The organism is Leptolyngbya sp. PL-A3 (assembly GCF_039962325.1).
GTDB lineage: Bacteria > Cyanobacteriota > Cyanobacteriia > Elainellales > Elainellaceae > Vacuolonema.
In genome coordinates, this window is record NZ_JAMPLB010000025.1 from 61,260 (window position 1) to 77,317 (window position 16,058).

At 53.4% G+C, this 16,058-nt stretch carries 9 protein-coding genes; 7 read left to right on the forward strand and 2 right to left on the reverse strand.

The window, feature by feature from the left end; translation table 11 throughout:
* Nucleotides 1-6 precede the first annotated feature (6 nt).
* The 6 genes from NDI52_RS18870 (at nt 7) to menB (ending at nt 9,925) form a co-directional block, all read left to right on the forward strand.
* The gene (locus NDI52_RS18870) at nt 7-606 is read left to right on the forward strand and encodes a superoxide dismutase (protein WP_190772237.1); all 600 of its coding nucleotides are present in this window, start codon (nt 7-9) and stop codon (nt 604-606) included.
* Between the two features lie 990 nt (nt 607-1,596).
* Nucleotides 1,597-3,762: a polyphosphate kinase 1 gene (ppk1, locus tag NDI52_RS18875; RefSeq protein ID WP_190772236.1), complete on the forward strand. Its 2,166-nt coding sequence runs from the start codon at nt 1,597-1,599 to the stop codon at nt 3,760-3,762.
* A 40-nt stretch (nt 3,763-3,802) separates the two neighbouring features.
* A complete protein-coding gene (locus tag NDI52_RS18880) occupies nt 3,803-5,323 on the forward strand; it encodes a serine/threonine-protein kinase (protein ID WP_190772235.1) in 1,521 nt (506 codons plus the stop codon).
* Nucleotides 5,324-5,458: 135 nt separating this feature from the next.
* Nucleotides 5,459-6,943, forward strand: coding sequence for an ABC transporter substrate-binding protein (locus NDI52_RS18885; protein WP_190772234.1), 1,485 nt, complete (start codon nt 5,459-5,461; stop codon nt 6,941-6,943).
* 461 nt (nt 6,944-7,404) lie between these two features.
* The gene (locus NDI52_RS18890; RefSeq protein ID WP_190772233.1) at nt 7,405-8,868 is read left to right on the forward strand and encodes an ABC transporter substrate-binding protein; all 1,464 of its coding nucleotides are present in this window, start codon (nt 7,405-7,407) and stop codon (nt 8,866-8,868) included.
* 223 nt (nt 8,869-9,091) lie between these two features.
* Entirely contained in the window at nt 9,092-9,925 is an 834-nt protein-coding gene (menB, locus tag NDI52_RS18895; protein WP_190772232.1) for a 1,4-dihydroxy-2-naphthoyl-CoA synthase, read from the forward strand.
* A 222-nt stretch (nt 9,926-10,147) separates the two neighbouring features.
* Here the strand turns inward: menB and NDI52_RS18900 are convergent, their stop codons facing one another.
* Entirely contained in the window at nt 10,148-11,782 is a 1,635-nt protein-coding gene (locus NDI52_RS18900) for an alpha-D-glucose phosphate-specific phosphoglucomutase (protein WP_190772231.1), read from the reverse strand.
* Nucleotides 11,783-11,803: 21 nt separating this feature from the next.
* Here NDI52_RS18900 and NDI52_RS18905 point away from each other — a divergent pair, with 21 nt between their 5' ends.
* The gene (locus tag NDI52_RS18905; protein ID WP_190772230.1) at nt 11,804-11,959 is read left to right on the forward strand and encodes a hypothetical protein; all 156 of its coding nucleotides are present in this window, start codon (nt 11,804-11,806) and stop codon (nt 11,957-11,959) included.
* Between the two features lie 131 nt (nt 11,960-12,090).
* On the opposite strand, the gene NDI52_RS18910 is transcribed toward NDI52_RS18905, so the two are convergent.
* A complete protein-coding gene (locus NDI52_RS18910; protein ID WP_190789398.1) occupies nt 12,091-15,948 on the reverse strand; it encodes an adenylate/guanylate cyclase domain-containing protein in 3,858 nt (1,285 codons plus the stop codon).
* Nucleotides 15,949-16,058 lie beyond the last annotated feature (110 nt).

Here is a 16,058-nt window from a genome sequence, read left to right on the forward strand (position 1 = left end):
AACACTATGCCATTCCAACAGCCGCCCCTGCCTTTTGCTACGGATGCCCTCGAACCCTATGGCATGAAGGCAGAAACCTTTGAATATCACTATGGCAAGCACCACAAAGCCTATGTTGATAACCTGAATAAGCTGGTGGCCGGTACCGACCTCGACAGCCAACCCCTGGAAGAGGTTATTAAAAGCACCTACAACGACGACTCTAAGGCGGGTATCTTTAACAACGCCGCTCAGGTTTGGAACCACACCTTCTTCTGGAACTCCTTGAAGCCCGGTGGTGGCGGCGCTCCTACGGGAGATCTGGCTGCTAAAATCGATGCTTCCTTTGGCAGCTATGACAAGTTCAAAGAAGCTTTCTCCAATGCCGCTGCAACTCAGTTTGGTAGCGGTTGGGCCTGGTTGATTGATGACAATGGCACGCTGGCGGTTACCAAAACCCCCAACGCTGTCAACCCTCTGGCTCAGGGCAAGAAGGCACTGCTGACCCTGGATGTATGGGAGCACGCTTATTATATTGACTTCCGTAATGCTCGCCCTGCGTTCATTGCCAACTACCTGGATAAGCTGGTGAACTGGGATTTTGTGGCCGCTAACCTGGCTTCATAAGTCTCGTTTGTATTGCTAGGCTGAATGGCGATCGCTCTTTGGGGCGATCGCCATTTTCTTTAAGTGCTTCTGATAATTTGGGCGATCGCTAATCTAAGTTCGGGTTAAGGGTTTTTTCAAGGCGCACTCCTTGAAAGAGCCTAATTTGTCGTACGCCCTGCGCGCGACAAATTAGGCTTTTGAGATTATCCCGAATTGAGGATCGCTATTAATAATGATGGGATACAAAGTTTAATAACAGTCGCGATTGGAGCGGGGGGCACTAAAAACGTAACGACTGAATTTAAACCTGCTTTCAAGGGAAAAATAGCTTAACTTACTTAGTTCTTCTGTTCTATAGACGACCTTCTTTAACGGCTTAGAGTAGGCAAGTTTCGCAAGGTATAAATCATATAAAACTTTAATATTAGATATTGTCTATACCTATTATTTCTGCCTTCAGATAGAGCATTGGTATTCTCTAACACCATCGACCGTGGCCTTTGAATTTGTTATGGTGAAGTAAACATAGGCATCTTTGTATAGAAGGCGTTGGAAGATCTGATTGAGCTCTGCATCGCTGATTTCTCTTATGTATTTTGTAGTGTTTGTAGGAGCTGTATTCAAAACATACAGAAACCTCCAAATTATATGTAGCTGATGTAATGCTCAGTTTCTCAGATTTATACTTTCCTTCAAACGCTTCTTTAAGTTGTCCTTCCATAAGCTTTACTCTCAATTGCCTGGTTGAAAGTTAATTTTTTGTATGTTTCAACGACTAAAAATCAACTTTCCTGGGTCTGGTTTGGGTAATGCTAGGGTTATGTACACCTTGAAGCTCAAAAAGTTTGTCTTGAGGGGCAGTTTTTACCGCTCCTTTACGCCTTCTTGTTATTCAAAAATTTCCCCTTATGGCGCATTGTGTTCTGCTTAGCCATGCTTCTTAAGGGGGCATAGTATCATCATTGTTCTCCCGAAGGTCATAGGGATTCATGCATCGAGGTTTCATCTATGTATAGTCTGTCATCCGCACTCCACACTGAGGCACATCCGCCTTTGACAGATCCTCAATATTTCCTCAACCGGGAGTTAAGCTGGCTAGAGTTTAATAATCGCGTCTTACATGAGGCGCTAGATCCCCGGAACCCGTTATTAGAACGGCTAAAATTTATTGCTATTTTTAGCAACAATTTGGATGAGTACTTCATGGTGCGGGTGTCGGGCCTGAAGCAACAGGTGGAGGCCGAGGTCACCAAGCGATCGCCCGACGGCCGTACTCCCCAGGAGCAGTTGAAAGCCATTCGCGATCGCCTGCTGCCCATGGTGCAGCGCCAACATCGCCATTTTCAGGAAGCACTACGACCTCAATTAGAAACCCACGGTATTTTCTTTTTAAATTACGAGCAGTTGCGGGCTGACCAGAAGGATTACTTGCAGCGGTACTTTCAGGAAAGCATTTTTCCGGTGCTGACGCCCCTTGCGATGGGTCCCGGCCATCCCTTTCCTTATATATCGAACCTCTGTTTGAATTTAATTGTGGAGTTGCGCAATCCTCAAACGCAGGAGCGGTTGCTGGCTCGAGTCAAGGTGCCCGACACGCTGCCCCGGTTTATCGAATTGCCCGAAAACTTGCGGCAGTTAGCCCGCTCAGGCGAAAGCCTCTGGAGCGGTGTTCCTTTAGAACAGCTGGTTGTGCAAAATCTGGATGAGCTGTTTCCGGGCATGCAAATTGAGGGCCATTATGCGTTTCGGGTCACCCGAGATGCTGATATTGAAGTCGAAGAAGACGAAGCCGACGACCTGCTGCTCGCCATTGAGGAGAAGCTACGGCAACGCCGAATGGGCGGGTGTGTTGTGCGGGTTGAGGTGCAGGCGTCGATGCCATTGCCCCTGCGTCACCGTCTGATTCAGGAAATGGAAATTCTCCCAGAGGACGTTTACGACCTTGACGGGCTGATAGGTCTGCACAATTTGATGGATTTATACACGCTTCCGGCTGATCACTTGAAGGCCGCTTCTATGCCATCCGTGCGTCACCCGCGTTTACATCCACTCTCTAAAAGTTACAAAGGCTATGGCAAGCCCAACGAGGATTTCTTCTCAATTGTGCGGCAGCAGGATGTGTTAGTACATCATCCCTACCAGTCTTTCACGCGCTCTGTGCAGGAGTTCATTACCTGGGCTGCCCATGACCCCAATGTGTTAACGATCAAAATGACTCTGTATCGCACCTCTGGGGATTCACCCATCATGGATGCCCTGGTAGCGGCTGCGGAAAATGGCAAGCAGGTGGCTGCCATTGTGGAATTGAAGGCTCGGTTTGACGAGGAGAACAATATTAACTGGGCCCGGATTTTAGAAAACGCTGGGGTGCATGTAGTTTACGGCCTCGTGGGGCTAAAAACTCACACCAAGCTAGTCATGGTGGTGCGGCAGGAAGGTGACCAACTACGCCGCTATGTCCACATTGGAACCGGCAACTATAACCCCAAAACTGCCCGGCTCTATACCGATGTGGGGCTGTTTAGCTGCCAGGAAGAACTGGGGATGGATGTTACCGACCTATTTAATTACTTGACGGGCTACTCTCGGCAAAACTCCTACCGGAAGTTACTGGTGGCTCCGGTGAATATGCGCGATCGCCTCCTCCGTATGATCGATCAGGAGATTGAGCACCGCCTCCAGGGGAAGCATGCCCGTATTGTGGCTCAGATGAATTCGCTGGTAGATCCCGATTTGATTGTGGCGCTGTATCGGGCTTCTCAAGCAGGCGTGCAGATCGACCTGATTGTGCGGGGGATGTGTGCGTTACGGCCCGGTGTGGAGGGAGTCAGCGAAAATATTCGGGTGATGAGTATTGTGGGACACTTTCTGGAGCATGCACGTATTCTCTACTTCCACAACGGCGGGGATGAGAAAGTCTTCATTGGCAGTGCGGATTGGATGCCCCGCAACCTGGATCGGCGGGTAGAGGTGATGGCTCCGGTAGAGTCGCCCGCTCTCGCCAAGGATTTGCAGGCTATTTTAGGCATTATGTTGGCCGACAACCGTCAATCCTGGGAGTTGCAGCCGGATGGCCATTACATCCAGCGTCGGCCTCGGGGGCCGGGGGGCGAACGCAATGCGCAAAAAGTATTGATGGAATTGGCGACTCAGGCTGCATCTCAAGCGAGCTGATTGCGGTAACTTAGAGCGTAGGCACTTCGTACCCAAACGCATGGAAGTCCACTGCACGCGTCCCCGTTGTCCCCGTCCTCAAAATTTCTTTGCCGATCTGGATGATTCGGCAACCCTGCGTACAATTCAGCAAAAGTACTGTACGGCTTGCGGAATGCCGCTACTACTGGTAGGGCGTTATATTCCGACTCGCTTGCTGGGGCAGGGTGGTTTTGGGGCCGCGTTTTTGGCGCGCGATCGCTACACCCCTGCCATGCGTAATTGCGTTGTCAAACAGTTTCAACCATCGGGCGATCTCAGCCCAAATCAGTTGCAGGTAGCTCAAAACCTGTTTGAACGAGAAGCGGTGGTGTTAGAGAAACTCGGCAACAGCCACCCTCAAATCCCCGATTTGCTGGCTTTTTTTGAGTTGGATGTGCCCAGTCGTACGGCTGGTAAATCGGATAGCTTCTTCTACCTGGTGCAGGAGTTTATCGACGGCGAGAACCTGGAAGAGGAGGTTCGTCGTCGTGGTCCCTTGTCTGAAGAAGACACGGTAGAGGTGCTAACCTCTATTCTTAAGGTGTTGAACTTCGTACATAGCAACGATTCCATCCACCGAGATATTAAGCCTTCTAACATTATGCGGCGGCGGGACGGGCGGCTGTTTCTGCTAGATTTTGGGGCTGTTAAGCAGATTACGGCCAGTGTCGGTTCCCCAGCTGGTAAAGCCTCCACAGGAATTTACTCTCTGGGCTTTGCCCCACCAGAGCAGATGCGGGGGGACGTGGTGTATCCGGCCACGGATCTGTATGCGCTAGCCGTTACTTGCCTGACCCTGCTGACGGGCAAGGAGCCCAATGAGCTTTACGATGCCTACAGCAATGACTGGAAATGGCACGATTTGGTGCAGGTGAGCGATCGCCTCAAACAAATCCTCGAAAAGATGCTGCGGGCCAGCCCTAACCAACGCTTCCAATCCGCTAAGGACGTTGCAGATGCCCTTGAGGCAGCGGGTGCCCCAACGATTGGTCACCCCCTAACATCTTCAGGGGGAGCCGCTGCGGCTGCCGCTCCAACTCCGACCCCGGCTCCAACGCCTCTCCCAACGCCTCTCCCAACTCCAACGACGACTTCCCTTCAGAGCTCTCACCCGGCTCCCCTATCTCAACCGACACAACCGCCTCTTCCCGTCTCACAAACTGCCGGAGCACGTCCCCTTTCTCTGTTGGAATATTTGAGCAGTGCGGCTTTTACAGGATTTGAGGGGGGATTGGTGGCGATCGCCCTGGCCAGTCTTTTGGGGACAACCTTTGTTAGCCCAGTGTTCTGGATTCCCTGGCTGGGTATTGTTGTGGGGCTGATCTACGCCCAATCGCGACGGTGGATTGAGGGCAAGGATTTATGGATTCTGGCAGTTATTACGTTGCTGCTCGTTCTGTTCGTGCCATTCTTGAACACCTTGTTAGTCGGCAATCCACTACAAGTTGTTCCCGTTTTTGCAATTTTGGCCGGATTAGTAGCGGTGGCGTTCGGAATAGTATTCAGGTTGATCTATACGATTACCTCTCGTTTTTTCTAGCAGCTGTCTGGAAATCCTCCCAAGCCCTTCGACAAAGAGGGAGCCGAGCTTGAGAAACCTCTTTGTTAGGTGAGGGAATCAAGGGTTTGACATGGGCTGCTGCTAGAGGTTGCTGCATCTCCGCCCCTGGCATCCATGACCCCTAAAAATGAAGCGCCAACTCTGCTTGTGTTGTTGCTAATGACCATGACTCTGCTGACGGGCGGGGTTTGGTGGTCTGCCGGACGCATGAATCTTGATCATCTGCTGAGTTTGAATCCGCAGATCTTAACGGGGCGATCGCCCACCCGCCTTTCTCCAGTTCTGGCCGAGCGCTTTAGTCAGGGGGAACGATTGTTGATTGAGATGGGGGCGTTGCCAGAGAAGCAACTGGGGGTAACGGCGATGGCATCGAGCTTATATCCTGAAGCCGCGCAGTATTTTGAGGCATCGCTGGCGGTAAACCCCAATGACCCCGAAGCGTTGATTTACCTCAACAATGCTCGTATTGGGCAGGGGCTTGCTTACACCCTGGCGGTGGTGGTACCCAGCGGACGTGACCTCAGCAGCACATTAGAAATTTTGCGGGGGGCCGCTCAGACCCAGAACGAGGTGAATCAGACTGGGGGAATTCAGGGGGTGCCACTGCGATTGGTGCTGGTCAATGATGATGGGGATGTGGCGATCGCCCCCCAAATCGCCGACCTACTGATACAAAACGGGCAAATTTTGGGGGTGGTGGGTCATAGTACGACTGAAGCGACCCAGGCTGCTGCCTCCCGCTACGAAGACGGCGAACTGGTTGCCATCTCACCCCTCAGCACCGCTACCCCACCCCCTCGCGAAAAACGCTTCACCTTTCGCACCCTACCGGGAGATTTCATGATGGCTCGGGCTCTGGCCCATCAGATGTTGAATCGATTGCAACAGCAAAAGGTCGCGTTGTTTTATAGTTCCACCAGTGCATCTAGCCGTTCTCTCCGTTTGGAGTTGGGTTCGGCACTTACAGTTGAGGGTGGGCAATTGCTGCGGGAGTACGATCTGGCTGGCCCAGGCTTCAGCCCGGTTGATAGTTTTAATCAGGCTGCTTTGCAGGGAGCAACGGCATTGATTTTACTCCCGGATGCCGCGCAGGTCGATCGCGCGTTGCAAGTGGTGCGGGTAAATCGGGGACGGCTGAGTTTGCTGGGCGGCAGTGAGCTTTATAGTGCCAAAACCCTGGAGATCGTTGGGCCAGAGTCGGTGGGCATGGTAACGGCAGTGCCCTGGCATGTGCTGACGGATCCAAACTCACTATTTGTGCAGCGATCGCGCCAACTCTGGCAGGGGGATGTGAACTGGCGCACAGCGATGACCTACGATGCAATGCAGGCTCTAGTCGCAGCAATGCGTCAAAACCCAACCCGCAAAGGCATTGCCGAAGCACTACTGCAACCCAACTTCTTCGCAGCAGGTGCGACCGGAGTGGTGCAGTTTTTGCCGGGGGGCGATCGCAGCCACGCCAGCATTCAATTTGTGCAAGTGCAGCCGGGATTCCGCTCAGGCTATGGCTATGACTTCGTGCCCGCTGAATTCGCCCCTGTGTTCGAAGAACCCACATCTCTGGGTTTCCTTCCGTTAGGCCAGAAGACGCTGTTCTAGTACTTCACAGCAAAAACAAACCACTACTCAACCTCAGTTCGGGATAAGCCGAACCGCCCATTGTTGCGTGCGCGAAGCGCACGCAACAATGGACTTTTTCGAGTGCCGCGCGACGCGCGGCACTCGAAAAAGCCCTTAACCCGAACTGAGGTTACTCACAACACAAATTCCTAAGGAGTCCAACAAAGACCTCCCATTTTTTGGGGAAAGTGCACGGCGAAGCCGTGCACTTTCCCCAAAAAATGGGAGGTTCTTTTCTAGCAATCTCCTAAGTCCTAAAAAATAATTTTTAGACGTCCGTGATAAGTGCGGAGCACCGTGTTTCCTACAATAAAGTAGCGAATTCAACAGTCTACCTGTCGACACCCTCAAATTGCAGGCGATCGCAACGGTGCCAACTGCGAAACCAACCAGGCATAAACACAGCTCCGAACGATTGCCACCTCAATACTCTTGCTGACATGGCTAAAACAAACGAAACCTCTAAGCTGATTGTGTCCTTGGTCATTACTCTGGCCCTCATTGGGCTTGGTTTTTCATGGCTGACCCGTAACCTCAATCTGGGTAGGATTCTGCGCTTTGGGCCAGCGGCTCAATCCCCGCTCGATCTTCAGCCAACGCCTTTACCCACAACGGTTCCGGTTGGGTTTAGCAGTTTTTACAACCCTGACGCAATCACCCGCATCAGTCAGGGGGGGCGTCTCCTGTTTCCCGATGGTGTCACGATTCAGAAGGAGGGAGCAGTCGCCGCATTGAATGAAGGTGACCTTCAGCGGGCAATCAACGGTTTGGAAGCTGCCCTGCGATTGAATCGTAATGACCCCGAAGCCCTGATTTACCTGAACAATGCGCGGATTGGTTCGGGTGCGTCCTTCAGCATTGCCGTCGCTGTCCCGATCAGCACAGATCCCGACGGCTCTCGGGAGATTCTGCGGGGTGTTGCCCAAGCCCAAACGGAGATTAATCAGGCCGGGGGAATGAAAGGAACACCCCTGCGAGTTTATATCGCCAACGATGAGGGAGATCCGGAGATTGCCAAGCAGATTGCGATCGCCCTGATTGGAGACCCCAGCATTTTGGGGGTGGTCGGCCACTATGCGAGTGATGTCACCCTTGCAGCAGGGAATGCTTATGATGCTTTAGGTCTGGTGGCTATTTCTCCTGTCAGCACTTCGGTCACCTTGTCTAACCGCAGCGACTATATTCTGCGCACGGTACCCAGCGATTCTGTAGCAGGTAGTACGTTGGCCACTTACACGCTCAATACCCTTCAGCAGCAAAAAGCAGCGGTTTTCTACAACTCCAAGAGTGGTTATAGTGAATCGCTGAAGACTGAATTTATCTCTGCACTGCTACGTGGCGGTGGCCAAGTCGTGGGTGTGTATGATCTATCAGCTCCTAATTTTGATGCAGAGGCACAAGTCCAACAGGCGCAGTTGGCAGGGGCTACGGTGTTGGCGCTTCTGCCCAATACAGGGCAACTCGACAATGCTTTTAAGGTGGCGCGCGCCAATTACGGCAGATTTGCCCTATTAGGGGGTGACGATATGTATACGCCTAAAACCCTGCAAATGGCAGAACAGGGGACGGCGGAAATGGTCGTGGCTGTTCCCTGGCATATTCTGGCTCATAACGATTCTCCCTTTGTAGCTGCATCCCGTCAGCTCTGGGGTGGGGATGTCAATTGGCGTACCGTAACGGCCTATGATGCTACCCAGACATTGATTAGAGCCATTCAGGAAGCACCTGCTCCGACGCGTCAGAAGATTATGGAAACCATCCGGTCGGATTCCTTTACGGCAACGGGTGCAACGAGTAATGTGCAGTTTTTCCCATCGGGCGATCGCAATCAAAATGTTCAACTGGTAAAAGTACAACCAGGAGGGCGATCGGGTAAGGGCTTCGACTTCGTCCCAGTTCCCTAGTAGGATCCGTCAGGACTTATGCATTTTAGGACTTACGCGAGTTCATCATATTTAAGTATTTGTGTTGTGTGTGGTGTGCGAAGTACACCCCACACAACACGAATGCGTAACTCCTGTGCATAAGTCCTATGGGTTTTTGGGTAATTCCGTGGGATAGTAGTTGGGTTGTCTTGCCGTGCAGGGCGCAAGCCCAAGTCGGCAACTCTTTTCAGCGGACAGGGCTATGGCTATCGAGTGGCAATCTGCCGGAACTTACGAAGACATTCTCTATCACAAGGCAGACGGCATCGCCAAAATTACGATCAACCGTCCTCACAAACGGAATGCGTTTCGTCCTAAAACCATTAACGAGCTATACCACGCCTTTTGTGATGCGCGGGAAGATACCAGCATTGGGGTGGTTCTACTTACAGGGGCCGGGCCTCATACGGATGGGAAGTATGCTTTCTGTGCAGGCGGTGACCAGAGTGTGCGGGGTAAGGGCGGCTATATTGATGACTCCGGTATGCCCCGGTTAAATGTGCTGGATTTGCAAAAGCTGATCCGCTCCATGCCGAAGGTGGTGATTGCTCTGGTGGCAGGGTATGCGATCGGGGGAGGCCATGTGTTGCACATTGTCTGTGACCTCACCATCGCCGCTGACAACGCCATTTTTGGACAAACTGGCCCCAAAGTTGGCAGCTTTGATGCCGGGTTTGGAGCCAGTTATCTGGCGCGTATTGTCGGTCAGAAAAAAGCCCGAGAGATTTGGTACCTGTGCCGTCAATACAATGCTCAGCAAGCTGAGGAAATGGGCCTGGTAAATTGCGTTGTGCCCGTTGAAGAATTGGAGGCAGAAGGGGTTCGTTGGGCGCAAGAAATTTTGGAGAAAAGCCCGATCGCCATTCGATGCCTTAAGGCAGCTTTCAATGCTGATTGCGATGGTCAGGCTGGGCTGCAAGAACTGGCGGGTAACGCTACCCTGCTGTACTACATGACTGAGGAAGGGGCTGAAGGGAAACAGGCGTTTTTGGAGAAGCGATCGCCTGACTTCCGCCAATACCCCTGGCTGCCGTAAGAGAATTAACGTCCATATTTGCAAGAACGAACTGCGTCCGTTCTTGCAAATATGGGAATTTAAATGTGAAGCCTGAAAATAGCCCGCCGAAGGCGGGCTATTTTCAGGCTTCAATTCAAAACGAGAATTGCTGCCATCAGGGCAGGTTTTGTTTAACGTTTTGGAATAATCCAAGACGTTATTGGCTAAACCTGCCCCTACAAAGGATCGTGACCCCTGAGATCAGGTGATCACCGTGGGTTTATCCATGCCTGTGAGCTCCCGAATGTTTGCCACTTCTTCTGCGATGTCGATGAGCGGCTTCAGCGCTACTTGTGGATCCAGGTCGTGCTTACTGGCATCAGGTTCGTAGCTTTCCAGGTAGACTCGCAGGGTAGCTCCCTGGGTGCCTGTGCCGGAAAGGCGGAACACGACGCGAGAGCCATCGGTGAAGACAATACGAACGCCCTGATTTTGGCTAACACTGTTATCGATCGGGTCGGTGTAGCTGAAGTCATCGGCGTAGTCTACGGTGTAGCTGCCGAGTTGCTGGCCTTTGAGGGTGGAGAGGGCATTGCGGAGGTTGGTGATGAGCGTGTTGGCGCGATCGCTGGCTACACCCTCATAGTCATGGCGTGAGTAGTAGTTGCGGCCATAGGTTTGCCAGTGCTGTTTGACAATGGCCTCCACCGATTCTTGACGCACTGCCAAAATATTCAGCCAGAACAACACTGCCCACAACCCGTCCTTCTCCCGCACGTGGTTGGAACCAGTACCGAAGCTTTCCTCGCCGCAGAGGGTAGCTTTTCCTGCATCCAGCAGGTTACCGAAAAACTTCCAGCCGGTTGGGGTTTCGTAGCAGTCAATGCCCAGTTGAGCGGCTACGCGATCGGCGGCGGCACTGGTGGGCATGGAGCGGGCTACCCCGGCGATGCCATCTTTATAGCCGGGAACCAGGGTGGCGTTAGCGGCCAGGATGGCAAGGCTATCGCTGGGAGTAACGAAGAAGTTCTTGCCCAGAACCATGTTGCGATCGCCGTCTCCGTCGGATGCCGCTCCAAAATCTGGTGCATTATCCCCAAATAGGATTTCGACCAGCTCATGAGCGTAGACCAGGTTGGGGTCAGGGTGACCGCCACCAAAATCCTCCAAGGGCACGCCGTTCATGACGGTGCCAGCAGGGGCACCCAGACGTTTCTCAAAAATGGCGTGGGCGTAGGGGCCTGTAACGGCGTGCATCGAATCAATGCACATCCGGAAATTACCGGCAGCAATGAATTCTTTGATGCGATCGAAGTCGAATAACGTTTCTAGCAACTCCTGATAATCCGCAACGGAGTCAATCACCTCAACGGTCATCTCGCCCAATTGAGTTTCACCCAAACGAGTCAGATCCACATCGGCAGCTTCGAGGATTTTGTATTCGCGAATCTCCTTACTGTGGGCGTAGATGGCATCGGTAATTTTTTCGGGAGCGGGGCCGCCGTTACCCGTGTTGTATTTAATACCGAAGTCGCCATCTGGGCCACCGGGGTTGTGGCTGGCAGACAGGATAATGCCTCCGAAGGCGCTGTATTTGCGGATGACGCAGGAGGTGGCCGGGGTAGAGAGAATGCCGTTTTGTCCTACTTTGACGCGCCCGAATCCGTTGGCAGCGGCCATTTTCAGGATGATCTGGATGGCTTCGCGATTATAGTAACGTCCGTCGCCGCCCACGACTAGGGTTTGCCCTGCAAATCCCTCCAGACTGTCAAAGATGGCCTGGACGAAATTTTCCAGATAATTGGATTCTTGGAAGGTCTGTACGGCTTTACGGAGGCCCGAGGTTCCGGGTTTCTGATCCGAGAATGGGGTCGTTGCGATAGTTTGGATAGTCATAGGATGGGGTAGCCCCGTCAAATGTGGGATTTAGATACTGGACAGAAGGGCGATCGCCCCCGACGGCGGTTTGTCGCGATCGCAACAGCCTCTGACACGCGCGTTATTCCTTTCGACAACTCTATAGAGCCATTTTGGGTACATCCCGTCAACTCCAATGGGACAGGCTTCGTGTAAATCTTATACAGCCAGGGCTTTCGCAAGTTGATGTCGCTTTTGGAGTTTTTTAGACAGCACTGTATTTACAGCATTTTTGTGGTGTGTGATGTGCAAAGCACATCACACACCACAAAAATGCGTAAGTCCTATCAAGAATCTAGTTGTTTTCTCGCCTCAATTTGGTCGTAGGTCATTTTGCCCTCGGGCATTTGAGCCAGCGCTGCGGTTAGTTGCGTGCCGTTTGGGTCATCGCCGAGCCGGTAAAGACTCATCGCGATACGTAATAGGAAAGAGCGGGCTTCTTGGGCTTGAGCGATCGCCCAAGCTTTATGGAACAGCGATCGCGCTTGCTCCTTGGCCTGGGTACCGTCGCGGGATAACAGAACCTCGCCCTTGAGGCGGTAGAGTTCGGCGATGTAAGCACCTTCGCCATAGGTTTGGACATCGTCCAACCCCTGGTCAATGGTTTCAAAGGCACCGTCTAAGTCTTCAGCGTCAAGCAAACTTTGAGTGAGGAGCATGGAGAAGAACCCGATGCCCAGACAGGCACCGCTGTCACGCAAGCCCGCGATCCCCTCCTTCATCATGGGCAGACCTGTATCGAAGTCACCCAGCCCCACTAGCGCGCGGCCCCAGAGAATGTTTCCAAGCACGATCCACAGGCCCAACTCCTTTTCCTTAGCCAGATTAAGCATGGCTCGGGCCACTTCGCGGGCCTGAGCGAATTCATGGCGGCAAATGTAGACCCAAGACACGGTTTGTAGCGCCTGGGCTACAGAAAAAGGGTGATCGAGATTGCGGGCTATAGCCAGCGCTTTTTTAGCGCGGGCCAGTGAGGAATCCGGGTAGCCGAGGATCCAATCCCCCCAAGAAATCCAGGTAGAGAAGGCAATGTAGGGGTCCATCCCAAAGCGGTGTACGCGATCCTTATGCGCATCGCCGCGCTCATAAATCTCGTCGAGGGTTGAACTCTTCGAGCGGGCTAGCTTGAGCTGACCTAACCAGAACAAAGTATTGCCAAGGGCTCCAGCGGCTTCCATCTTCAGTCCGTCGTCATCTGAGTTGTCAGCGATGGTGTTGCACTGCTCAGCGATATCGCGGCATGTCTCCAACGGCCCAACGAACAGGTAATAGCTCCACAGTCCCCGGAGAATCGTGTGCATATCCGGTATGTTACCGACATCCTGGCAGAGGGCACGCGCCCGCTCATACACAATACGCACCTGCTCTGACTGATACCCCTGGGTCATCACCAGCGGGTTGGCTTGTTTCATCCGAAGCTGCAACTCCAGGCTGTTGCGCTCCTTGCCCTCTTCCAGGCTGTTGAGCATCTCGATCGCCTGGGCGTAGCGTTGCTCGGCCTCCGTGTAGGCCGCGATTCGCATGGCGCGATCGCCCGCGAGTATGGCGTACTGAAGGGCTTTGCCGCTGTCCTCAGCTTGTTGATAATGGTGAGCCAGCACCGAGTAGTAGGGAGCCAGCTCTTTGGCATGGTGCTCCTCGTACCACATGGCCGTAGCACGGTGCAGCTCTCGCCGCTGCTTGTAGAGCAGCAGGTTGTAGGCTACATCCTGGGTAATAAGGTGCTTGAAGATGTACTCTGGCTCGGGGTCGTTTCTATACAGGGGAGTCATTTCGAGCTGCTCCAGCTCTCCCAGGACTGCCCCCAAATCTACATGCTCTGGCAGGATCGGGTGAATTTGACTCAGTGCTGAAATTGCGAACACCCGCCCAATGACGCTGGCAACCTTCAGAGCCATCTGGTGCTCAGGGTCAAGGCCATCGATACGCCCAAGCACGACCCCCTGAACCGTGTCGGGAAAGCCTAGATCATCCAGCTTAGATACTTCTTCGCGGAGGCGACAGGTTTTGTCGCTGATGTCGAGCAGCTTGGCTTCTCGGATCGCGTAGGTCAGTTCCTCTGCAAAGAAAGGGTTGCCTCTGCTCTTGCTATGGACGAAGCTCACTACCTCTGTCGGCACCTGGGTAACACCGAGACGCTGGGCAACGAGTGCTCCGGTATCATTCTGATCGAAGTCCTGAAGCCGAACGTGGGTTGTCTCCTCGCGGTCGAGCAACTGACGGAAGGTTGTCGCTTGAGGCCCAACTACAGCACGGGTTGCCACAACGACCAGCAGCGGATTTACGTCCTCAATGGCATCTTCAAGCAGCTGCCACGAAGCTGAGTCAAGCCAGTGGGCGTCTTCAATGAGAATGGTGGTCGGGGTGCGCTCAGCCGATGCTTTTAGCAAACTCAACACTAGAGCCCTGATAGCGGCGGCTCGAGCTGGCCCCTCCAGAGCAACGTCAGCTTCAGGAAACTCGAGCGGGAGGATGTCGTTGAGCAGCGAAACATCATCGGCGAGGGCAGGCCCAACCGCATTCAAGACCTGCTCACGGTGCATTTCCAGGGTCGCACCGCGCTCAAGGGCAAATAGGTGTGTCAAAATGCCACGCCAGCCGTGGTAAGGGACATTCTTTTCGACCGCATCCCCAACACCGCGCAACGTAACGACACCTTCCTCATCTGCCATCCGACAAAATTCTTGGGTCAGGCGTGACTTACCGACCCCTGCCTCGCCCTCAATGACGATTGTTTGCGTTCCTTTGCCCCAAGCCAGCATCTTCACGGCCTCTTTCAGCAGATTTCGCTCCTGGAGGCGACCGACGATGTCAGAAATTTGGGGGCGCTGGAGTTGCTCACGCAGGGGCACGTAGACGGAGACAGATTGATTCTTACCTTTGACCCGGATCGGCCCCTTCTTCTGATAAACAAACAACTCCCGAGTCGCTCGATGGGTATTGTCGCAGCAAAATATCGGAACCTGACTGTTTGGGTCGGCGATCGCAGCCTGCATCAACCTTACTGCCAGGTTGATAGATGCCCCAATCACCGTATATTCGCACCGCTGCTTATCACCTCCAACCACACCACAGAATGCTTTTCCTGTCGTTACCCCAATCGCGTGGCGAACGCCCAGCCTGTCGAGCTGCGCGTGAATATCAAGAGCTACCTGGACTCCACGGGTGGGATCGTCCTTATGGGCCAGGGGAGGCAGCCCCAACGCCGCAATGATATAGACGCCCTTCTCATCGACGCTGAGCTTGTTCAGCGTTCCTTCTCTGCGGTTCAGTGCCGTTTGAATGTCTTGGACAACGGTTTGAATCAACGACAGTTCTGCGTCGTCGTGGAAGCCTGCGAGGCTAATAAATAAGGTCGTCACCCTCCTCAGCTCGGACATATAAGCGGCCTGACCCGCTGCCGCTCTAGCCAATAGAACGCTGGGGATATACGCCCGTAATGCCTCGATATTCTGTGCTGGCGATCGCTCCATTAGCGAAGAGACTGCCACAAGCTCAGTGACAGCTTTGATAACTCGGGCATACCCTCCGGTCTTTGGCTCAAGCAGAAAATTGCTCTGAGCCAGCTCACTAGCTTCGGGCGACAAAATCACTTCGCCGCGTTGAGCGCGATCCTGAGCCAGACAGACCTGCTCTACAGCATCGCCGCGCACCATGTAGTGCCACTTGCGGTAAATGCCGCCGACGTGGAACACCGTGAGTGAACCGACCCCAACCCCAATACGCATGGAGATGGAGCGTCCTTCGGAGGCGGCAAAATCCGCCAGGACATGCTGAGCATCAATGGCACATTGGGTGGCGATCGCCACGACAGCGGAGCGATCGGCCCCATCTCGGATAGGCCAGAACGCGTAGAGCGCGTCTCCTGCAAAGTGCAAGACATCGCCCCCGCTACTGGCGATCAACCCCTCCAGGCGTTCAAAGATGCCGTTAAGGATGTGAGTGAGCACCTCGGCCCCTTCCGGCCCCTGCTCGGCAAGCCGCTCGGACAAAGCCGTGAACCCCGAGATGTCCGCCATCAACATCGCCCCCACCGGAGTGTCGCTGAACGCCTCTTCTAGAGAAGGCGAAGCATCCTGAAACCGGTCAATAATCAGGTTCGGGATGTAGCGGGTGATGTCATCAATCGGGTATGCCATTTTCATGTCAACGGTGGGTGTGTGTCATCGGGGCACCCTAGTATCTTGGGGCATCAGCTTGCTTACCCTTTGATGAGGTGAGTGTTAGAGGCTTGCCTCATCAAAGAGTAGGCAAA

Bases quoted from the DNA above. Each gene is read 5' to 3' on its own strand.
- NDI52_RS18870 (WP_190772237.1), top strand. From the start codon at position 7: ATGCCATTCCAACAGCCGCCCCTGCCTTTTGCTACGGATGCCCTCGAA.
- ppk1 (WP_190772236.1), top strand. From the start codon at position 1,597: ATGTATAGTCTGTCATCCGCACTCCACACTGAGGCACATCCGCCTTTG.
- NDI52_RS18880 (WP_190772235.1), top strand. From the start codon at position 3,803: ATGGAAGTCCACTGCACGCGTCCCCGTTGTCCCCGTCCTCAAAATTTC.
- NDI52_RS18885 (WP_190772234.1), top strand. From the start codon at position 5,459: ATGACCCCTAAAAATGAAGCGCCAACTCTGCTTGTGTTGTTGCTAATG.
- NDI52_RS18890 (WP_190772233.1), top strand. From the start codon at position 7,405: ATGGCTAAAACAAACGAAACCTCTAAGCTGATTGTGTCCTTGGTCATT.
- menB (WP_190772232.1), top strand. From the start codon at position 9,092: ATGGCTATCGAGTGGCAATCTGCCGGAACTTACGAAGACATTCTCTAT.
- NDI52_RS18900 (WP_190772231.1), bottom strand. From the start codon at position 11,782: ATGACTATCCAAACTATCGCAACGACCCCATTCTCGGATCAGAAACCC.
- NDI52_RS18905 (WP_190772230.1), top strand. From the start codon at position 11,804: ATGTGGGATTTAGATACTGGACAGAAGGGCGATCGCCCCCGACGGCGG.
- NDI52_RS18910 (WP_190789398.1), bottom strand. From the start codon at position 15,948: ATGAAAATGGCATACCCGATTGATGACATCACCCGCTACATCCCGAAC.